Annotated in this window: 22 protein-coding genes and 1 pseudogene; 13 read left to right on the forward strand and 10 right to left on the reverse strand. The window is 68.6% G+C overall.

Features of this window, described 5'->3' with window-relative positions; all coding sequences use genetic code 11:
- Positions 1–26: 26 nt before the first annotated feature.
- A complete protein-coding gene (locus AC5Y4T_RS17045) occupies positions 27–1,175 on the forward strand; it encodes a thiolase family protein (protein ID WP_499950565.1) in 1,149 nt (382 codons plus the stop codon).
- Positions 1,172–1,975 (forward strand): crotonase/enoyl-CoA hydratase family protein, encoded by an 804-nt coding sequence (locus AC5Y4T_RS17050; protein ID WP_499954435.1) that lies wholly within the window; start codon positions 1,172–1,174, stop codon positions 1,973–1,975. Before AC5Y4T_RS17045 ends, AC5Y4T_RS17050 begins: the two co-directional genes overlap by 4 nt.
- On the opposite strand, the gene AC5Y4T_RS17055 is transcribed toward AC5Y4T_RS17050, so the two are convergent.
- The 3 genes and pseudogenes from AC5Y4T_RS17055 to AC5Y4T_RS17065 all read right to left on the reverse strand — a co-directional run.
- Complete coding sequence (locus tag AC5Y4T_RS17055; protein ID WP_499954437.1) at positions 1,976–2,992, reverse strand: NAD(P)/FAD-dependent oxidoreductase; 1,017 nt, start codon at positions 2,990–2,992, stop codon at positions 1,976–1,978. It abuts the gene before it with no gap.
- Positions 2,989–3,489 carry an isoprenylcysteine carboxyl methyltransferase family protein gene (locus AC5Y4T_RS17060; protein ID WP_499954439.1) on the reverse strand — a complete coding sequence of 167 codons (501 nt, stop codon included), beginning with the start codon at positions 3,487–3,489 and terminating at the stop codon, positions 2,989–2,991. Before AC5Y4T_RS17060 ends, AC5Y4T_RS17055 begins: the two co-directional genes overlap by 4 nt.
- A 53-nt stretch (positions 3,490–3,542) precedes the next feature.
- Positions 3,543–3,683, reverse strand: a pseudogene (locus tag AC5Y4T_RS17065) (type III polyketide synthase); the annotation flags it as partial.
- 72 nt (positions 3,684–3,755) lie between these two features.
- On the opposite strand from AC5Y4T_RS17065, the gene AC5Y4T_RS17070 reads away from it, so the two are divergent.
- Entirely contained in the window at positions 3,756–4,904 is a 1,149-nt protein-coding gene (locus AC5Y4T_RS17070) for an NAD(P)H-binding protein (RefSeq protein WP_499918284.1), read from the forward strand.
- On the forward strand, positions 4,901–5,623 hold the full coding sequence (locus tag AC5Y4T_RS17075; protein WP_499954441.1) for a CPBP family intramembrane glutamic endopeptidase: 723 nt from the start codon (positions 4,901–4,903) through the stop codon (positions 5,621–5,623). Before AC5Y4T_RS17070 ends, AC5Y4T_RS17075 begins: the two co-directional genes overlap by 4 nt.
- On the opposite strand, the gene AC5Y4T_RS17080 is transcribed toward AC5Y4T_RS17075, so the two are convergent.
- On the reverse strand, positions 5,586–6,977 hold the full coding sequence (locus tag AC5Y4T_RS17080) for a DUF2867 domain-containing protein (protein ID WP_499954443.1): 1,392 nt from the start codon (positions 6,975–6,977) through the stop codon (positions 5,586–5,588). The two genes, AC5Y4T_RS17075 and AC5Y4T_RS17080, sit on opposite strands and share 38 nt — an antisense overlap.
- An 89-nt stretch (positions 6,978–7,066) precedes the next feature.
- Positions 7,067–7,879 carry an enoyl-CoA hydratase gene (locus AC5Y4T_RS17085; RefSeq protein ID WP_499950568.1) on the reverse strand — a complete coding sequence of 271 codons (813 nt, stop codon included), beginning with the start codon at positions 7,877–7,879 and terminating at the stop codon, positions 7,067–7,069.
- A gap of 119 nt (positions 7,880–7,998) precedes the next feature.
- Between AC5Y4T_RS17085 and AC5Y4T_RS17090 the strand changes: the two genes are divergently transcribed.
- Complete coding sequence (locus AC5Y4T_RS17090) at positions 7,999–9,081, forward strand: CaiB/BaiF CoA transferase family protein (RefSeq protein WP_499954446.1); 1,083 nt, start codon at positions 7,999–8,001, stop codon at positions 9,079–9,081.
- Between the two features lie 48 nt (positions 9,082–9,129).
- The gene (locus tag AC5Y4T_RS17095) at positions 9,130–9,894 is read left to right on the forward strand and encodes a 3-hydroxyacyl-CoA dehydrogenase (RefSeq protein WP_499954448.1); all 765 of its coding nucleotides are present in this window, start codon (positions 9,130–9,132) and stop codon (positions 9,892–9,894) included.
- 144 nt (positions 9,895–10,038) lie between these two features.
- Here the strand turns inward: AC5Y4T_RS17095 and AC5Y4T_RS17100 are convergent, their stop codons facing one another.
- The gene (locus tag AC5Y4T_RS17100) at positions 10,039–10,161 is read right to left on the reverse strand and encodes a hypothetical protein (protein ID WP_156655929.1); all 123 of its coding nucleotides are present in this window, start codon (positions 10,159–10,161) and stop codon (positions 10,039–10,041) included.
- A gap of 309 nt (positions 10,162–10,470) precedes the next feature.
- Here AC5Y4T_RS17100 and AC5Y4T_RS17105 point away from each other — a divergent pair, with 309 nt between their 5' ends.
- Entirely contained in the window at positions 10,471–12,792 is a 2,322-nt protein-coding gene (locus tag AC5Y4T_RS17105) for an MMPL family transporter (protein ID WP_499954450.1), read from the forward strand.
- 56 nt (positions 12,793–12,848) lie between these two features.
- Positions 12,849–13,478, forward strand: a complete 630-nt coding sequence (locus AC5Y4T_RS17110; RefSeq protein WP_499954452.1) for a class I SAM-dependent methyltransferase — start codon at positions 12,849–12,851, stop codon at positions 13,476–13,478.
- 12 nt (positions 13,479–13,490) lie between these two features.
- Here the strand turns inward: AC5Y4T_RS17110 and AC5Y4T_RS17115 are convergent, their stop codons facing one another.
- Positions 13,491–14,204: an NAD-dependent deacylase gene (locus tag AC5Y4T_RS17115; protein ID WP_499954454.1), complete on the reverse strand. Its 714-nt coding sequence runs from the start codon at positions 14,202–14,204 to the stop codon at positions 13,491–13,493.
- Between the two features lie 38 nt (positions 14,205–14,242).
- Between AC5Y4T_RS17115 and AC5Y4T_RS17120 the strand changes: the two genes are divergently transcribed.
- Positions 14,243–14,608: an Rv1152 family transcriptional regulator gene (locus tag AC5Y4T_RS17120; protein WP_499954456.1), complete on the forward strand. Its 366-nt coding sequence runs from the start codon at positions 14,243–14,245 to the stop codon at positions 14,606–14,608.
- Positions 14,609–14,652: 44 nt separating this feature from the next.
- Here AC5Y4T_RS17120 and AC5Y4T_RS17125 read toward each other — a convergent pair whose 3' ends face one another.
- Positions 14,653–15,174: a DUF1697 domain-containing protein gene (locus AC5Y4T_RS17125; RefSeq protein ID WP_499954458.1), complete on the reverse strand. Its 522-nt coding sequence runs from the start codon at positions 15,172–15,174 to the stop codon at positions 14,653–14,655.
- A 65-nt stretch (positions 15,175–15,239) separates the two neighbouring features.
- Here AC5Y4T_RS17125 and AC5Y4T_RS17130 point away from each other — a divergent pair, with 65 nt between their 5' ends.
- Both AC5Y4T_RS17130 and AC5Y4T_RS17135 read left to right on the forward strand, forming a co-directional pair.
- Positions 15,240–15,683, forward strand: a complete 444-nt coding sequence (locus AC5Y4T_RS17130) for a PPOX class F420-dependent oxidoreductase (protein ID WP_499954460.1) — start codon at positions 15,240–15,242, stop codon at positions 15,681–15,683.
- Positions 15,684–15,734: 51 nt separating this feature from the next.
- Positions 15,735–15,950 carry a DUF5302 domain-containing protein gene (locus tag AC5Y4T_RS17135; protein WP_499954462.1) on the forward strand — a complete coding sequence of 72 codons (216 nt, stop codon included), beginning with the start codon at positions 15,735–15,737 and terminating at the stop codon, positions 15,948–15,950.
- A 61-nt stretch (positions 15,951–16,011) separates the two neighbouring features.
- Here AC5Y4T_RS17135 and AC5Y4T_RS17140 read toward each other — a convergent pair whose 3' ends face one another.
- Positions 16,012–16,545 carry a nuclear transport factor 2 family protein gene (locus AC5Y4T_RS17140; protein WP_499954464.1) on the reverse strand — a complete coding sequence of 178 codons (534 nt, stop codon included), beginning with the start codon at positions 16,543–16,545 and terminating at the stop codon, positions 16,012–16,014.
- An 89-nt stretch (positions 16,546–16,634) separates the two neighbouring features.
- Between AC5Y4T_RS17140 and AC5Y4T_RS17145 the strand changes: the two genes are divergently transcribed.
- Both AC5Y4T_RS17145 and AC5Y4T_RS17150 read left to right on the forward strand, forming a co-directional pair.
- Positions 16,635–17,207 (forward strand): HhH-GPD-type base excision DNA repair protein, encoded by a 573-nt coding sequence (locus tag AC5Y4T_RS17145; protein ID WP_499954484.1) that lies wholly within the window; start codon positions 16,635–16,637, stop codon positions 17,205–17,207.
- A 29-nt stretch (positions 17,208–17,236) separates the two neighbouring features.
- On the forward strand, positions 17,237–17,383 hold the full coding sequence (locus tag AC5Y4T_RS17150) for a hypothetical protein (protein ID WP_003875447.1): 147 nt from the start codon (positions 17,237–17,239) through the stop codon (positions 17,381–17,383).
- An 81-nt stretch (positions 17,384–17,464) separates the two neighbouring features.
- Here the strand turns inward: AC5Y4T_RS17150 and AC5Y4T_RS17155 are convergent.
- Positions 17,465–18,441, reverse strand: a 977-nt coding sequence (locus tag AC5Y4T_RS17155) for an Rv1157c family protein (protein WP_499954466.1), incomplete at its 5' end; no start/stop codon positions are given.

The raw sequence follows: 18,441 nt of genomic DNA on the forward strand, positions 1-18,441 counted from the left end.
GTCCACATGTCAAAGGAGACAAGACCATGGCTGAGGCCGTCATCGTCGAGGCAGTGCGTTCACCGATCGGCAAGCGCAACGGCGGATTGTCCGGAGTACACGCGGCGGATCTGTCCGCGCAGGTGCTCAACGGCCTGGTCGACAAGGCCGGCGTCGATCCGGGCCTGGTCGACGACGTCATCTGGGGTTGCGTCATGCAGGCCGGTGAGCAGGCCCTCGACATCGGCCGCACCGCCCTGCTGACGGCAGGCTGGCCCGAGACCGTCCCGGGCGTGACCGTGGACCGCCAGTGCGGCTCCAGCCAGCAGTCCATCCACTTCGCCGCCGCCGGGGTCATCGCCGGGCACTACGACGTCGTCGTCGCCGGTGGTGTCGAGTCGATGTCGCGGACCCCGATGGGCGCATCGCTGGCCAACGGCGGGCGCCCGTATCCCCAGGCATTCCTGGACCGCTACCAAGGCCAGATCCCCAACCAGGGCATCGGCGCGGAGATGATCGCCGAGCAGTGGGGGTTCGATCGCACCGCGCTCGACCAGTTCTCTCTCGATTCTCACGAAAAGGCCGCTGCCGCACAGGATGCCGGCGCCTTCGATGACCAGATCGTGGGCATCAGCGTGGCCGACGGCAATGTGGTCCTTAAGGACGAAGGCATCCGACGCGGCACGCCGATGGAGAAGATGGCCTCGCTGAAGCCGGCGTTCAAGGAAGACGGCGTGATTCACGCCGGCAACTCGTCGCAGATCTCCGACGGCTCGGCGGCGATCCTGTTCATGTCCGCCGAAAAGGCAAAGGAGCTGGGGCTCAAGCCGATCGCCAAGGTGCACACCGCAGCGCTGGCCGGCGCGGACCCGGTGATCATGCTGACCGCGCCCATCCCCGCGACGCAGAAGGCGCTCAAGCGCTCCGGGCTGTCGATCGACGACATCGGCGCCTACGAGGTCAACGAGGCGTTCGCGCCGGTTCCGCTGGCGTGGCTCAAGGACATCGGCGCCGACGAGAAGAAGCTCAACCCCAACGGCGGCGCCATCGCGTTGGGGCACCCGCTCGGCGGGTCCGGCGCCCGGATCATGACCACCCTGCTGTATCACATGCGGGACAAGGGAATTCAGTACGGCTTGCAGACCATGTGCGAGGGCGGCGGCCAGGCCAACGCCACCATCGTGGAACTGTTGTGACCGAGGCTGATGCCCTTGAGAAGGGGGCCCTGGCCGAGCGCCGGGGCAACGTGATGGTGATAACCATCAACCGCCCCGAAGCCCGCAACGCCGTGAACGCCGCCGTCAGCATCGGCCTCGGGGACGCGCTCGAAGAGGCGCAGCGCGACCCCGAGGTGCGGGCGGTGGTGGTCACCGGCGCGGGCGACAAGTCGTTCTGCGCCGGCGCCGACCTCAAGGCGATCGCACGCCGGGAGAACATCTATCACCCCGAGCATCCCGAGTGGGGCTTCGCCGGATACGTCCACCACTTCATCGACAAGCCCACCATCGCCGCGGTCAACGGCACCGCCTTCGGCGGTGGCACCGAGCTGGCCCTGGCCAGCGACCTGGTGGTGGCCGACGAGCGAGCGCAGTTCGGCCTCCCCGAGGTCAAGCGGGGATTGATCGCCGCCGCCGGCGGCGTCTTCCGCATCGCCGAGCAGCTGCCGCGCAAGGTGGCGATGCGGCTGCTGCTGACCGGCGAACCGCTCAGCGCGGCCGCCGCCTGCGACTGGGGCCTGATCAACGAGGTCGTCGCGCAGGGCTCGGTGCTGGAGGCCGCGCTGGCGCTGGCCGCGCGGATCACCGTCAACGCCCCGCTGTCGGTGCAGGCCAGCAAGCGGGTCGCCTACGGCGTCGATGACGGCGTCGTGGTGGGCGACGAACCGGGGTGGGAGCGCACCATGCGCGAGATGAAGGCCCTGCTCAAATCCGAGGACGCCAAAGAGGGGCCGAGGGCGTTCGCCGAGAAGCGGGAGCCGGTCTGGCAGGCGCGCTAGCTAGCCCGCCAGGATGTTGACGCCGCGGCCGAACACCGCGGGTAGCAGCGTGCAGGTCGGCACGACGGCGCGCCGCACCGCCCGCGACGAGCTCGCCAACACCAGCGTCCGGGTGAGCAGCCGGTAATCGCGGGTGATCCGGTGCCAGGCCCGCTCGTAGGACGCCGGCGCGTCGGTGACGATGGCGTCGACGGCCGCAGCGGCCTGCTTGAGCGCCAGGCTGATGCCCTCGCCGGTGAGCGCGTCCTCGTAGCCGGCCGCGTCCCCGACCAGCAGTACTCGCCCCGCGACCCGGCGGGAGACCAGCTGACGCAACGGGCCGCAGCCGCGGGCCTGCCCCGAGGCGGCGCCGCGCAGCCGGCGGGCCAGCCGCGGAAACCAGGCCAGGTCGGGCCGGCCACGCGACAGGATCGCCACACCGACGAGATCGGGTTCGACCGGCGTCACGTACGCCTCACCCCAGCGCGACCAGTACACCTCGACGAATTCCGACCATGCCGGCACCCGGTAGTGCCTCCGCACCCCGTAGCGTCGCGGCGCCCCCGCCGTTGCCGTGATCCCGGCGGCGCGCCGGACCTGTGAATGCAGGCCGTCGGCCGCCACCAACCATTTCGCGCGCACACCCGCGGCGGAGACGCCGTGGGCGTCCTGCGCCACGCTCGTCACTCGGGTGCGGATCCAATCGGTGTCCTGCTCTTTCGCGCGCGCGGCCAGCGCCGCATGCAATGTGGTGCGGCGCACGCCGCGGCCCGGCCCGCCCCGAAAGCGCGCCTGGGCCCGCACCCGTTCACTGACGTAAGCGATCCCGTGAAAAGGCATGCCGACGGGATCCACACCCAGCGAGGTCAATTCGGCCAGCCCGCCGGGCATCAACCCTTCGCCACACGCCTTATCGATGGGGCTGTCCCGCGGCTCGGCCACGATCACCGAAAGTCCAAGCCGTCGCGCATGTAGCGCCGTCGCCAGGCCCGCCGGGCCGCCGCCGGCGATCAGCAGGTCCGCATCGTAATCGGTCACGTGTAACCCAACGCGGAGTTCTCCACCTGCAGTCGCACCCTGAGCAGTGCGGCGTTGGCCAGCGTGAAGACGGCGGCGGTCAGCCAAGCCGTATGCACCAGCGGCAACGCCAACCCCTCGGCCACCACCGCAACGTAGTTCGGATGGTGCAGCCACCGGTAGGGCCCCTGACGCACCAAGGGGGCCCGCGGCAAAACGATCACCCGGGTGTTCCACCGCCGCCCCAGCGTCGTGATGCACCACCAGCGCAATGCCTGGCTGGCCACCACCACCGCCAGCATCGGCCAGCCCAGCCACCCGATGAGGGGCCGGTGCAGCGCCCACGGTTCGACGAGGCAGCCGACCAGTAACCCGCCGTGAATGATCACCATGACCGGATAGTGCGATCGGCCAAACTCCTTGGCGCCCTGGGTGAACGACCAGCGCGCGTTGCGGGTGGAAACCACCAGCTCCGCGATGCGTTCGAGTCCGACCGCCAGGACCAGCAGGTAATACATGGCTACAGTCTTTACCAGCTCCGCCGGCCCGGCAGCACCAGCACCGTCGTCCGCGGATCGGCGACGTCGGTCGGCGCGCGGATGGCTTCAGTTTGGGTATAGGGGTTGGGTGAAGACTTCACCGCAACCCCGGCAATGGACCAATCTCTTAGCGCAGCGCCCGTCGAGGCGGCGAAACCACCGCATGCCTCCATGTCGAGGTGACGGCGCCGCCGCGCCGCCGGTTCACCTGCCCGCCGCCCTGCCGGGCCGCTAGGGTCTGCGATATGCGGGCTTTGGTCACCGGTGCCACCGGTTACGTGGGATCACGCCTGGTCACCGCTCTGCTGGACGATCAGCATCAGGTAATCGCGGCGACGCGAAACCCGGCGCGCCTCAAGCGGTTCGGCTGGTTCGACGACGTCACGCCGGTGAGATTGGACGCCGCCGACCCCGAGACGCTGGCCTCCGCTTTCGCCGGCTGCGGTCCCGTTGACACGGCGTATTACCTGGTGCACGCGATCGGGCAGCCCGGATTTCGCGACGCCGACAAGGCCGCGGCGGCGAACTTCGCGGCGGCGGCTCGCGACGCCGGGGTGCGACGCATCGTCTACCTGGGCGGCTTCGTGCCCGCGGACGAGGATCTGTCCGAGCACCTGACCAGTCGGGCCGAGGTGGCCGAGGCGCTCACCATCCCGGACGGCCCGGAGCTGGTATGGCTGGGCGCTGCGATCATCATCGGCGCCGGCTCGACGTCGTTCGAGATGATGCGCTACGTCGGTGATCGTTTTCCGCTGATCCCGATCCCGAGTTGGATGGACAACCCGATCGACCCGATATCCATCCGCGACGTCCTGCACTATCTCGTGGCCGCGGCCGATCGCGACCTGGTGCCCGCCGGGGCTTACGACATCGCCGGCCCGGACACCACGTCCTACCGGGACCTGCTCAAGGCGTACTCACGCGTCTCCGGCCGCTGGCACACCGGACTGCCGGTCGGCAGGATCGACACCACGCTGGCCTCGCTGATCACGGGCGTCGCCCTGCCGGTGCCCCCGGGACTGGCGGGTGATCTGGTCGAATCGCTGGACCACCCGATGGTGGCTTCGGCCAGCGGGCTGCGCGATCGCGTTCCCGACCCGCCCGGCGGCCTGCTCGGCATCGACGAGTCCATCGCGCTGGCCCTGGCCGGCCAGTCCACGCATCGGCCGCGTCCCGTCAACGCGCTGGCCGATCCACACCACCTCGCCAACACCGATCCCGCCTGGGCCGGCGGCGACGCGCTGCGCATCCGCCGGCTCGCCCGGCGGGTGACCCCGTCGATCGTGCGGCCGACCCTGGGGCTGGTCGACAGGGTTCCCGGCCCGATGGCCGGAGCCGTGCGCACCGGCCTCGACATCCTGATCGCCCTGACCCCGAAGGTGCACCCTGCATGACCCAGTCCGCGAGTCAATATCACAGCGGCGTCTTCACCGAATTACGCCGTGCGGTCACCAATGTCGCTGTGCCCCATAACGAATCGCCCGGAGTGGTGCGGCGCCGGCGGGTCATCGTGGCCATCACGGTGGTCCTCGGGGCCGGCGTGCTCGGGTTGTCGTTGCGGCGGCATCCAGGGGATGCAAGCTTTTACTGGCTGACGCTGGTGCTGGCGGCGGTGTGGACCGCCGGAGCGCTGGTCTCCGGCCCGCTGCACCTCGGCGGCATCTGTTGGCGGGGACGCAACCAGCGGCCGGTCCTCACCGGCACGGGCGTCGGCCTGCTGGTGGGCGGGGCTTTCGTGGTGGGCGGGCTGATCGTCCGGCAGATCACCCCCGTGGCGGAGTTGATAACCCGGGTGCTGCTCTACGCCCACCACGGGTGGTATCCGGTGATCGTGGCGATCACACTGATCAACGGCGTCGCCGAAGAAGTGTTCTTTCGCGGCGCGCTCTACACCGCCCTGGGCCGCCGCCATCCGATCATCATCTCGACCGTCCTCTACACGTGCGCGACGCTGGCCAGCGGCAATCCGATGCTCGGCTTCGCCGCGATCATTCTGGGGACGGTGTGCGCGTTCGAGCGCCGGGCGACCGGCGGTGTCCTGGCGCCGATGCTCACCCATCTGGTGTGGGGGCTGATCATGGTTCTCGTGCTGCCCCCGATGTTCGGCGTCTGACTTCTCCATCCGCTGACGCGATGACCTCGCGGGCCAGCGCGCGCCGTGCGGCGACGCGGGCGGGCCAGACGAAGAACCAGTACAGCCGCCCCGGGATACCCCTCGGCAGGAAGATCGAGCGCTGCGTATAACGGGCGCCCCGACCGTCTTGGCCGGTGACCGCAATCTCGAGCCACTCGCGTCCCGGCGCTCGCTTGGTGGAGCGCAGCCGCAATAGGGTTCCCGCCGTGCGCTCGTCGACCTTCCAGTCGGCCGCCCGCGAGTTCATGACGCCCTCCGCCGCCGTGAAGACGTCGCCGGGCTCGGCGGCGGTCGCGGCGGTCCGAACATCGGTGTAAACGATCTCGCCCGCCCAGTCCGGGTCCGTGGGCAGGGCCTCGGCCGGTTCGGACCGCAACGATGACCAGGTGGGTTCGGGGACGCCACGCGCGGCGCGGGCGAGCGCGAGTTCGACCGCCCGCCGGTAGCCGGTCAGCCCGCCCGGCGGCGGCGCGATGATGCCGTCGATGTCGGAATCGCGCATCACCGCATCGCATTCCAGCGATTCGATCAGCGGCCGTGCCAGGCCGGCCGGGATCGGGGTCACCGTCCCCACCCATAGGCTGGCGATCGTGGGGGTCAGAAAAGGCAGCACGATCAGGTAGCGCTTGCCCAACCCCGCCACGTCGGCATACACGCGCATCATGTCGCCGTATTCCAGCACGTCGGGCCCGCCGATGTCCCAGGTGCGCGACTCCGGGACCGGGGCCTTCGAAAGAGAAGCCGCCGCGGCCAGGTAGTACAGCACGTCGCGCGCCGCGATCGGCTGAATTTTGTTGTGCACCCATTTCGGCGTGGTCATCACCGGCAACCGGTCGGTGAGGTGCCGGATCATCTCGAACGACGCCGACCCCGAGCCGACGACCACCCCAGCCTGCAACACCACCGTCTCGACCCCGGAATCGATCAGCGCGTCGCCGACGTCCCTGCGTGACGCGAGATGTGGTGAGAGATCGCGGTTTTCGGGATGCAGCCCACTCAGATACACCACTCGTCGCACCCCGGCGCGCCGCGCGGCCGTCGCGACGTTACGGGCGGCGCGGGTTTCCTCGGCGGCGAAATCCTTTGAGGTACCCATCGAGTGGACGAGGTAATAGACCACGTCGATGCCGTCGAACGCGGCGGTCAGTGAATCGAGGTCGCCCAGGTCGCCGCGGACCACCTCGGCCTGTTGCCGCCACGGCACCTGCGCCAGCTTGTCCGGGTTGCGCGCCAGCGCCCGAACGTGATGGCCGTCGTCCAGCAGTCGGGGGACCAGGCGTCCGCCGATGTAGCCGGTCGCTCCGGTAACCAGGCATCGCACCTGTTCGGGCATCGATCCTCCGTCGTTCGTCAGTGGGTCTGACGACGAGGATTACCTCATCGAAGGCTGCTTAAGCGTTGCGGCCGATCACCGCATCAACTTCACCGGTCGGTGAAGTTGGCAGTGCGCCGCTGCTGGAAGGCCGTTGCGCCCTCGACGAAGTCGGGGGATTTCAGCAGCACCGACTGTCCGTCGAATTCACGCTGCAGGGCGGGGTCCAGCTCGGTCAGCGTGGCCGCGTTGATCGCCAGCTTCGTCTTGGCGAAGGCCACCGCCGGGCCGCTCAACAACCGGGCGATCACCTTGTCCACCTCGGCATCGAAGTCGCCGGCCGGATAGACCGCGGTGACCAGGCCCCACGACAAGGCCTCGGCGGCGGTCAGCCGCTCCGGAAGCAGCGCCATCTGCATGGCCCTGATCCGGCCGATCGCGGCCGCCACCAACGCCGACGCCCCACCGTCGGGCATCAACCCGATCTTGGTGAAGGCGAGCATGAAAAACGCGCTCTCCGAAGCCAATACGACGTCGCACGCGAGGGCGATGGAGACGCCGACGCCGGCCGCGGGTCCCTGGACCACAGCGACCACCGGGTGCGGCACCGCGGCGATCCCGCGCACCAGCCGGTTGATCTCGAGGATGATTTCGTCCGGTGGCACGCCGCCGCCGTCGGAGACGTCGTCGGCGCTGATGCCCGCACCGGAGCTGAAGCCGCGTCCGGCGCCGCCCAGTCGCACGACCTTGACCTCAGGGTCGGTGGCCGCGTACTCCATCGCGTCCGCGAGTCCGGTGATCACCGGAACGGTCAGCGAATTCAGGCTGTCGGGTCGGTTGATGGTCACCGACAGAACGCCGTCGGACAGCGTGACGTCAAGGCCCGCGACGGGTGTCAGGGTGGCGATCGCCGAAGTAGTCATCGGCTCACCATAAGTGACCGGGGTGCGCGGTCCTGCGGCGCGGCTGCGAAGATGTCGAACGACTGGTTGTTTGGTGACAACGGTCAAGGGCGTCAAAGCGGACGAAAGGTCGGTGGATCGTGGCTGGACCGTTGAACGGACTGCGTGTTGTCGAGTTGGCCGGCATCGGCCCCGGCCCGCACGCCGCGATGATCCTGGGGGACCTGGGCGCCGACGTCGTGCGCATCGACCGCCCCTCCTCGGGGCCGGGTGGAGTCGCCAAGGACGCCATGATGCGCAACCGGCGGGTGGTGACCGCCGACCTGAAGTCCGACGAAGGACGCGGCCTCGTCCTCAAACTGATCGCCAAAGCCGACGTGCTGATCGAGGGCTACCGCCCGGGCGTCACCGAGCGGCTCGGCCTGGGCCCCGAGGACTGCGCCAAGGTCAACGACAGGCTGGTCTACGCCCGCATGACCGGCTGGGGCCAGACCGGCCCGCGCAGCCAGCAGGCGGGCCACGACATCAACTACATCTCTCTGAACGGCATCCTGCACTCCATCGGCCGGGCGAACGAGCGGCCGGTCCCGCCGCTGAACCTGGTCGGTGACTTCGGTGGCGGCTCCATGTTCCTGCTGCTCGGCATCCTGTCCGCCCTATGGGAGCGGCAGACCTCCGGCGAGGGCCAGGTGGTCGACGCCGCGATGGTGGACGGCTCGAGCGTGCTGATCCAGATGATGTGGCAGATGCGTGCATCCGGGATGTGGACCGACGCGCGCGGCACCAACCTGCTCGACGGCGGAGCGCCCTACTACGACACCTACGAATGCGCCGACGGGCGCTACGTCGCGGTCGGCGCCATCGAACCGCAGTTCTACGCCGCCATGCTGGCCGGGCTCGGCCTGGACGGCGCCGACCTGCCCGGCCAGAACGACGTCGGCCGCTGGCCCGAGCTGCGGGCCCTGCTGACGGAGAAGTTCGCAAGCCAGGACCGCGACCACTGGGCCAAGGTGTTCGCCGACTCCGACGCGTGCGTGACGCCCGTGCTGGCCTTCGGCGAGGTTCAGACCGAGCCGCACATCACCGAGCGCGACACGTTCTACGAGGTCAACGGCGGCTTGCAGCCGCTACCGGCGCCGCGGTTCTCCCGTACCGCGCCGGAGACGCCGCGGCCCGCGGCGCCGGTGACCGACCCCGAAGCTGTTCTCAGGGAATGGGTATAGTCCCAACCAACCAGTTGGCTGGACTCAAGCGATCAGGGAAGGACTCGGATGGAGATCAAAGACGCCGTTGCCGTCGTCACCGGCGGAGCGTCAGGCCTGGGCCTGGCCACCACCAAACGACTGCTCGACCGCGGCGCCCAGGTGGTCGTGATCGACCTGCGTGGCGAAGAAGCGGTCCGTGAGCTGGGCGATCGTGCTCGCTTCGTCGAGGCCGACGTCACCGACGAGGCCGCCGTCGGCAAGGCCCTGGACGCCGCGGAGTCGATGGGCACACTGCGGATCAACGTCAACTGCGCCGGCATCGGCAACGCCATCAAGACCCTGTCCAAGGACGGCCCGTTCCCGCTGGACGGCTTCAAGAAGGTGATCGGGGTCAACCTGATCGGCACCTTCAACGTGCTGCGGCTGGCCGCCGAGCGCATCGCCAAGACGGAAGCCATCGGTCCCGAAGCAAGCCCAGAGCGGGGCGTCATCATCAACACCGCCTCGGTCGCCGCGTTCGAGGGCCAGATCGGCCAGGCGGCCTATTCGGCGTCCAAGGGCGGCGTCGTCGGCATGACCCTGCCGATCGCGCGCGACCTGTCGCGCGAGCTCATCCGCGTGGTGACCATCGCGCCGGGCCTTTTCAAGACCCCGCTGCTGGGATCGCTGCCCGAGGAGGCGCAGGCGTCGCTGGGCAAGCAGGTGCCGCACCCGGCCCGACTGGGTGATCCCGACGAATACGGCGCCTTGGCCGTCCACATCGTGGAGAACCCGATGCTCAACGGCGAGGTCATCCGCCTGGATGGCGCCATTCGCATGGCGCCTCGCTGAGCCGCACGGCCCCCCGGACAGCACGAAAGCCCCCCGCACCGGCGGGGGGCTTTCGTGCTAACCAGACTCAATGGTTACTTGCGAAACCATCGACTGACGTTCGGTTCGGCCATCAACAGCCGGGCAAGCATGCTCATGGTTGCCTCAGCTCGCGGCTTGCAGTTCGTCGAACTGCTCCGAGGTCTCGCCTTCCACCAGGACGTCGCCGTGGTAGAGGGCATCGAAGTCAACTTTGATGACGTCGGCACTTGTGTCGTCGATCCACATGACACTGAGCGTATGGGCCACCATTAAGGAATCTTTGAGTCACGATTCGGAAAACCTTGGCAATTTACCGGCCAGTAGGTTGGCGGTCGCCCACCACGCGATTTGGGCCGTGAGCTGCTTACTTGCCGCACATTTTCTGGCCGGACTCTTATTGTCCGAGCGGTTTGAAAATGCGCATTGAACGGTTCGGGCGGGCCCTGCGTGTTAAAGGCAGTGCACTGTTCGACGTGTGCAGATTAGCGTTTGTTACGTTGTCGCGGACCAGCGAGCGGCCAGCGCAACGGGGCACCGGCGGCGGAAGGGCCCGAAATGCTGCAGAAAACCGCCCGGCTTGCGACCAGGGCGCCGCGGCGCATCATCGCCCTCGGTGTCCTGGTTTTCATCGCCGCCGCCGTCTTCGGCGTCCCCGTCGCCAAGAGCCTGTCGCCCGGTGGCTTTCAAGACCCGAACTCCGAGTCGGGCCGCGCCATCAGCGTGTTGAGCGACAAGTTCGGCCAGAGCGGCCAGCAGGTGCTGATCCTGGTGACCGCGCCGGGTGGCACCAACAGCGAAGCGGCCCGCAAGGTGGGCACCGACCTCGTTGACGGGCTGCGAAAGTCCCCACTCGTCTACAACGTCTCCTCGCCGTGGACCGCGCCCCCACCAGCTGCGGCGGACCTCGTCAGCCGCGACGGCAAGTCCGGACTCATCGTGGTCAACCTCAAAGGCGGCGAGGACTACGCCCAGCGCAACGCCCAGACGTTGGCGGATCAGTTCATCCACGACCGTGACGGCGTCACCGTGCGGGCGGGCGGTGCGGCGATGCAGTACGCGCAGATCAACACGCAGAACCAGGCCGACCTGCTGGTGATGGAGATGATCGCCCTGCCGCTGAGCTTTTTGGTGCTGATCTGGGTGTTCGGCGGGCTGCTGGCGGCGGCGCTGCCGATGGCGCTGGGCGCGCTGGCCGTCGTCGGCTCGATGTCGGTGTTGCGACTGATCACTTACACCACCGAGGTCTCGATCTTCGCCCTGAACCTGAGCACCGCGCTGGGCCTGGCCCTGGCGATCGACTACACCCTGTTGATCGTCAGCCGCTATCGCGACGAGTTGGCCGAGGGCCACACCCGCGACGAAGCGCTCATCCGGACCATGGCCACCTCCGGCCGCACCGTGCTGTTCTCCGCGGTCACCGTGGCGTTGTCGATGTCGGCGACGGTGGCGTTCCCGATGTACTTCCTCAAGTCGTTCGCCTACGCCGGCGTGGCCACCGTTGCCTTCGTCGCAACCGCCTCGATCGTGATCACCCCGGCCGCGCTCGTCCTGCTGGGGCCCCGGCTGGACGCCCTGGACGTGCGCCGCCTGGCGCGGCGGATATCGCGGCGCCCCGCGCCGGCGCATCGCCCGGTCGAGCAATCGTTCTGGTATCGGTCCACCAGATTCGTGATGCGCCGCTGGGCGCCGGTCGGCCTCTCGGTAGTCGCCCTGTTGTTGCTGCTCGGGTATCCGTTTCTGCGGGTGACGTGGGGCTTCCCGGACGATCGCGTGCTGCCGCGGTCGGCGTCGTCGCATCAGGTCGGCGACCTGCTGCGCAACGATTTCGCACACGACTCGGCCACGTCGGTGTCCGTCGTCATCCCCGATGCCACCGGTCTCGGCCCGTCGGACTTCGACACCTACGCCGCCGATCTGTCGCGGGTGGCCGACGTCTCGGCGGTGTCAAGCCCCGGCGGCACCTTCACGGCCGGCAATCGCGTGGGGCCGCCCGCCGGGCCCACCGGGCTGGCCGGCGGCAGCGCGTTTCTGACCGTCAGCAGCGCGGCGCCGCTGTTTTCCCAGGCGAACGACACCCAGCTGAAGCGGTTGCACGCGGTGCCCGGGCCCGCCGGCCGAGCCGTCGAGATGGGCGGCCTGGCGCAGGTCAACCGCGACAGCGTCGATGCCGTGACCGACCGGCTTCCGCTGGTCCTCGGGTTGATGGCGGCGATCACCTTCGTGTTGCTGTTCCTGCTCACCGGCAGCCTACTGCTGCCGGCCAAGGCGCTGGCCTGCAACGTCCTGTCGCTGACGGCGGCGTTCGGTGCGCTGGTGTGGATCTTCCAGGACGGCCATCTGGGTGCGCTCGGAACGACGCCGAGCGGAACGCTGGTGGCGAACATGCCGGTGCTGCTGTTCTGCATCGCCTTCGGCTTGTCCATGGACTACGAAGTGTTCCTGCTCTCCCGGATCCGCGAGTACTGGCTGGCGTCCGGCGCCGCCCGACCGGCGAAGCCGACGGCGAGGCAGGCCCACGCCGCCAACGACGAGAGCGTGGCGCTCGGGGTCGCCCGCACCGGCCGGGTGATCACCGCGGCCGCCCTGGTGATGTCGATGTCGTTCGCCGCGCTGATCGCGGCCCACGTCTCGTTCATGAGGATGTTCGGCCTCGGCCTGACGCTCGCCGTGTTCGCCGACGCCACCTTGGTGCGGATGGTGGTCGTCCCGGCCTTCATGCATGTGATGGGCCGATGGAATTGGTGGGCGCCCAGACCCCTGGCGTGGCTGCACGACCGGTTCGGCATCAGCGAGAAAGCGGCAGACGCGACCGTCGAAAACCTCGAACCGACTCGAGGACCGGCCGAACTCCCCGAGCCGGCGGCCAACATCGGTTGACGCCGCCGTGCGTGCAGACCTTTATTGTTGGGCTCATCCGAGCCGAAAGGATTGGTATGACAACGACGGTTGACCACCCCCTCTTCGCGCGGATCTGGCCGATTGTCGCCACCCATGAAGTCGAGGCGATCCGGGCCATGCGCCGGGAAAATCTGGCCGGCCTGCGCGGCCGGGTGCTGGAGGTAGGCGCCGGAATCGGCACGAACTTCGCTCTCTACCCGGACTCCGTCGACGAGGTGATCGCGATGGAGCCCGAACCGCGGCTGGCGACCCTGGCCCGTGCCGCCGCCGACGTGGTGCCCGCCCGCGTCGTCGTGACGGGCGAGACGGTCGAAGCGTTCAGCGGCGCGGAGCCCTTCGACGCGGTGGTGTGCTCGCTGGTGTTGTGCTCGGTGAACGACCCGGGCGACGTGTTGCGGCGCCTGTACTCGTTGCTGAGGCCGGGCGGGGAGCTGCGGTATCTCGAGCACATCGCCAGTGTCGGTGCGCGGGGCCGGATTCAGCGCGTGGCCGATGCGACGTTGTGGCCACGGCTCTTCGGCAACTGCCATACCCATCGCGATACCGAGCGCTCGATCGTCGAGGCGGGATTCGAAGTCGACACGTCGCGGCGGGAGTTCACGTTGCCGTCCTGGGCGCCCATGCCGGTCTCCGAGCTCCTGCTCGGCCGCGCGCGCCGGCCCTGACCGGCCGTCCCGTCAGTTCAGCAGGGCCGGTAGCCGCTGCAACAGGCCGGGCAGAGCCTGGCTGGCCGTCTCACGCATGCTCAGGGTCACGCTGCTCGACAGCGGAGTCACCTCGGGATTGACCTCGATGACGGCGGTGCCGCGGGACAGGGCCAGCTCGGCCAGCCCGGCCGCCGGATAGACGATCGCCGAGGTCCCGACCACCACCATCACGTCGGCGGCCTCGGTCGCCTCGACGGCGCGCCGCCACGGCTCGTCGGGCAGCTGTTCACCGAACCACACGATGTCGGGCCGGATGAGGCCTCCACAGTGGCATACCGGGGGATCCACCTCGAGCGCCGGTTCGGGCATCGCGGGCAGCGCGCCGGAGTAACGCATATGGCAACGCGCGCAACGGAATTCGAACAGGCTGCCGTGCAGATGGTGAACCGAGTGGCTGCCCGCGCGCTCGTGCAGGTCGTCGACGTTCTGGGTGATGACGCTGACCTGGGCGTCATCCTGCCAGGCGGCGATGGCGCGATGGCCCGCATTCGGTTGAACGTCGGCGACCAGGTAGTGGCGCCACAGGTACCAGCCCCACACCCGCTGCGGGTTGTCGCGCCAGCCCTGGGTGCTGGACAGCTCGTAAGGGTCGAAGCGAGCCCACAATCCGTTCTTGTCATCGCGGAAGGTCGGCACACCGCTTTCCGCGGAGATCCCCGCGCCGCTGAGCACCGCTACGCGCATTCCACCAACATAGCCGGGGAGTGGGGGATACTGGACGGGTGGAGCTGGGTGACTGGTTGAAGGTCGACATGAAGGCGGGAAAGCCGTTGTTCGACCAGCTCAGGACGCAGGTCATCGACGGGGTCCGAGAGGGCGCGTTGCCGCCCGGGACCCGCCTGCCTACCGTTCGGGATCTGGCCGGCCAGCTCGGCGTCGCCGTCAACACCGTGGCGCGGGCCTACCGGGAGCTGGAGACCTCCGCCATCATCGAAACCCGCGGGCGTTTCGGCACTTTCATCGCCCGTTACGACCCGTCCGACGCCGCGATGGCGGCCGCGGCGCGCGAGTACGTCCGGGTCGCGCGGGGACTCGGCTTGGACAAGGACGACGCGGTGCGCTACATCGAAGCGGTGCCCGACGAGTAAGGCGGGCGTCGAAAAGCTCTGCCGCACAAGCTGTCTGGAGTCGCTCAGCGCAACACCTTGTTCAGTGTGCGTAGATTGCGCGTCGTGGTCGACGACTTGTACCGCGGTTTGCCCATCGTTTTGCCGATGCTGCTGTCCAGCGTGCTGCCCTTGGGCACCTGCCAATAGACCACGCCTTCGCCGCGCCGGATCTTCTCGTCGGGACCCGCGTCCTTGCCCAGCGCGGCGAGCTCGTCCAGCACGGCGGCGTCGGCGACGAACGTGACGTAGGACTGATAGCCGTCGAGCTCACGCTCGAACGGGTAGGCGTCGACCACGCCGCGCACCGTGTCGATGTCGTAGGCGAGCACCCACGCGTCGTAGCCGAACCGGTCGCGCAACGCGGCTTCGGCCTTCTTGCGCACCGACGCCACGCCGCCGGAAGATTCCAGCAGCACGTTGCCGGTCGCCAGGACGGTCCGGACCTCGGTGAATCCCGCCTCGGTGAGTGCGGCCGCCACGTCGGCCATCTTGAGATTGACGCCCCCGACGTTGACGCCACGCAGGAAGGCCGCGTACTTGGTCATGCCCCGATTTCACCAGGGTGGCCGCGGGACGAATACCTCGGGCCCGCGCGACGTAGGCTTTCGTCATGGGACGCCAAGTCTTCGACGACAAACTGCTGGCCTTGATCAGCGGCCACTCCCTTGGGGTGCTGGCCACCATCAAGCGTGACGGGCGGCCTCAGCTTTCGAACGTGAGTTACCACTTCGACCCGCGCAGCGTGGTGATCCAGGTGTCGATCACCGAGCCGCGCGCCAAGACCCGCAACCTGCGCCGCGACCCGCGGGCCTCGATCCTGGTCGACGCCGACGACGGCTGGTCGTACGCCGTCGCGGAGGGTACCGCCGAGTTGACCCCCCCGGCGGCCGCGCCCGACGACGACACCGTGGAGGCGCTGATTGCGTTGTATCGCAACATCGCCGGTGAACATCCGGACTGGGACGAATACCGCGAGGCCATGGTCACCGACCGGCGGGTGCTGCTGAGCCTGCCGATCTCCCACCTGTACGGCATGCCGCCGGGGAAGCGGTAGCCGCGGCGCGTAGGCGAACCGTTCCGGCAGCCCCGGGCTAGGCTGTCCCGTATGGCTGAATCGAATGCCCGGCAAGGTTCGAAGTCGTCGGGCGCCGCGGGATCACCGGAGTCGGACGACGACACCAAGCGCAAATTCCGCGAAGCCCTGGACCGCAAGATGGCGAAGTCATCGGGCGGGTCCGACCACAAGGACGGTGCCGCCAAACGATCTCGGGCGCACGGCGCGGTGGGAAACCGCCGGGAATTCCGCCGCAAGAGCGGCTGACGGCCGCTGGGCGTCGGCTAGCAGTCTTGTTGCTTCTCAACGCTTTTGGCAGCTCGCGGCGTCAGCCTTCCGGTTCCGCGAATAGGCCGATCGACGGGTCCGCTTGGCCGGGCATGCCGCGCAGGCTTCCCCGGGTGCTCGGATGTTCGAAGTTCACCTGCGACGGGTCGTTCTGATATGCCCAGTCCGCCACGATGGTGCGTTGGCTGAACGTCCAGCGGCCGTCGTGCTTGGTGTACGTGTCCAGATATCGCCCGCCGATGATGACGTCGATGTCGTGTTCGGGGCCGGCGAAGGTGTGAAACACCAGGCAGTAGATCTCACCGCGGGCACTGTCGCCGTCGATGGCGAAGTTCGTCGTGGTGATGTTGTGTTGGGAGACACGCACATACGGTTCCGCGGCTTGCAGCTGCGCGATGAACCCTTCGACGCCCCCGATTGAAAACGAGCCGTGCGAATCGGTCGCCTCGGGGTGGTACAGGCTGCGCAGGGTGTCATAGTCGGCGCGGTCGACCGCCCGGCAATAGGCGGTGACGAGCTGATGCAGCTCGTCGCGAGCCAGCATCAGTGCCAGCTTGCTCTCATCCACCACCACGCCACGATAACCCGGTCATTGCTGCTGAGTAGTCTTGCGACAATGGGTCCCCGGTCCCAGGGTGCTGTGCGGAAGGAAGATCGTTGACAGTGAAACTTTGCCTGGCTCAAGATCCTGAGGCCGACAAGCTGCTGGACGAGAGTCCGTTTGCGTTGCTCATCGGGATGGTTCTGGATCAGCAGGTGCCCTTCGAGACGGCGTTCGCGGGCCCGAAGAAGATCGCGGACCGGATGGGCAGCTTCGATGCCGCCGAGATCGCGGACTACGACCCGGCCAAGTTCGCGGCATTGTGCTCGCAAACGCCTGCGATACACCGCTTTCCGGGATCGATGGCCAAGCGTATCCAAACGCTGGCGCGGATCATCGTGGACCGCTACGACGGCGATGCGGCCGGATTGTGGACCGCCGGCGACCCCGACGGACGCGAGCTGCTGCGGCGGATCAAGGGATTGCCCGGATTCGGGGAAGTGAAGGCACAGATCTTTTTGGCGCTGCTCGGCAAGCAGTACGGCGTGACGCCGAACGGCTGGCGCGCGGCTGCGGGGGACTTCGGCCGGGCCGGTGCGCACATCTCGGTCGCCGACATCGTCGACGCCCAATCGATGGGGAAAGTGCGCGCTTACAAGAAGCAGATGAAAGCGGCAGCCAAAGCGGCGAAGTAGCAGGTCCAGGAGAAGGGAAGGGCGACAACGTGAAGACACACATAACGTGTCCGTGCGGCGAAGCCATCGTCGGCAAGGACGAGGACGAACTGGTCGAGCTGACCCAAGCTCACCTCGCCAGCGTTCATCCTGGCCTCGAGTACGACCGCGACGCCATCCTGTTCATGGCGTACTAGCTCACTGCCCGACGCGAATGCGCGTGCCCCGCTCGGGGACACGCGCATTCGCAGGCGATGAGACGATGGCGGCGCCGTCCGCTACGGCACCACCGTCGAGCCGATGGTGGGCAGGAACTGGCACTGCTTTTCCTTCGTGGTGACCTGCCCGAAGATCGTCGACATCACGCTGCCCGAGCCGGTGTCGGCGATAGCACTCAGTGTCGTCGGCCCCTCCGGATTGATGTCCGGGCGCGGCTTGAGCGCGACGGTCCCGGACTTGCCGGTGGTCAGGTTCACCCAGGTGACGTTCAGCGGCAGCTTCTGCACCTCCGCGGGTCCGGGGGTACCGACCGCGGTGAAGACGTAAGCGGTCTGGCCCGGCCCCGGGCCGGGGAGCGGAATCTTGGCCGGCCCCGCGACCGACAGCGCGGTGGCGATGGCGTTGGTGCCGTCCGCCAGGCAGTTGGTGCCGATCGACGGGTACATGAAGTCCTGCGTGGGCGGCGTGTCAGGGCCGAAACCCGGAGCAGCCGCGGCGGGAGCCGGTGCCGGTGCGGGCGCCGGTGCGGCTTCCGGTGCGGGAGGTGCCGCCGGTGCCGCGGGAGGTGCCGCCGGTGCCGCGGCGGGCACCTTCGACCATTCGGCGGGGCCCGGTGCGGCGGGCGCCGCCGCGGGGGCGGGACCTGCCGCGTGGGCCGGGTCGATGCCCGCCGGCAGGTGTGCCTCGGGCGCCGGAGCAGCAGCTGGCGCGGGAGCGGCATCGGGTGCCGCAGCGGGGGCCGGGCCGGCCGCGTGGGCCGGGTCGATGCCGGCCGGCAGGTGGGCCTGCAAACCGGGTTCCACCCCTGTCGCGGGCACGTGCTGCGCCGGTGCGACGGGCTCGGCCACGAATTGGTTGACCGCCGCCGCAACGTTTTTGGACTCAGTGGGTGTGCTCGGGTTGTGGGCGAAAGCCTGCGCCGCGGCCATCAGCAGCTGCGTCGCTTGCTGAGGGTCGGTGGCCGCTTGCTGGATGAGCGGGCCCAGCTGTGACAAGGCGGGCAGACCCGGCAGCCCTTGCGCCGCGTTCGGTTGCG

This window comes from Mycobacterium sp. NGS11 (assembly GCF_059813315.1).

Coding starts and splice junctions, on each gene's coding strand:
- AC5Y4T_RS17100 (WP_156655929.1), bottom strand. CDS start 10,161: ATGTGGATCGACGACACAAGTGCCGACGTCATCAAAGTTGACTTCGAT.
- AC5Y4T_RS17070 (WP_499918284.1), top strand. CDS start 3,756: ATGCGGGCTTTGGTCACCGGTGCCACCGGTTACGTGGGATCACGCCTG.
- AC5Y4T_RS17130 (WP_499954460.1), top strand. CDS start 15,240: ATGGGACGCCAAGTCTTCGACGACAAACTGCTGGCCTTGATCAGCGGC.
- AC5Y4T_RS17105 (WP_499954450.1), top strand. CDS start 10,471: ATGCTGCAGAAAACCGCCCGGCTTGCGACCAGGGCGCCGCGGCGCATC.
- AC5Y4T_RS17115 (WP_499954454.1), bottom strand. CDS start 14,204: ATGCGCGTAGCGGTGCTCAGCGGCGCGGGGATCTCCGCGGAAAGCGGT.
- AC5Y4T_RS17085 (WP_499950568.1), bottom strand. CDS start 7,879: ATGACTACTTCGGCGATCGCCACCCTGACACCCGTCGCGGGCCTTGAC.
- AC5Y4T_RS17095 (WP_499954448.1), top strand. CDS start 9,130: ATGGAGATCAAAGACGCCGTTGCCGTCGTCACCGGCGGAGCGTCAGGC.
- AC5Y4T_RS17075 (WP_499954441.1), top strand. CDS start 4,901: ATGACCCAGTCCGCGAGTCAATATCACAGCGGCGTCTTCACCGAATTA.
- AC5Y4T_RS17110 (WP_499954452.1), top strand. CDS start 12,849: ATGACAACGACGGTTGACCACCCCCTCTTCGCGCGGATCTGGCCGATT.
- AC5Y4T_RS17045 (WP_499950565.1), top strand. CDS start 27: ATGGCTGAGGCCGTCATCGTCGAGGCAGTGCGTTCACCGATCGGCAAG.
- AC5Y4T_RS17080 (WP_499954443.1), bottom strand. CDS start 6,977: ATGCCCGAACAGGTGCGATGCCTGGTTACCGGAGCGACCGGCTACATC.
- AC5Y4T_RS17135 (WP_499954462.1), top strand. CDS start 15,735: ATGGCTGAATCGAATGCCCGGCAAGGTTCGAAGTCGTCGGGCGCCGCG.
- AC5Y4T_RS17125 (WP_499954458.1), bottom strand. CDS start 15,174: ATGACCAAGTACGCGGCCTTCCTGCGTGGCGTCAACGTCGGGGGCGTC.
- AC5Y4T_RS17060 (WP_499954439.1), bottom strand. CDS start 3,489: ATGTATTACCTGCTGGTCCTGGCGGTCGGACTCGAACGCATCGCGGAG.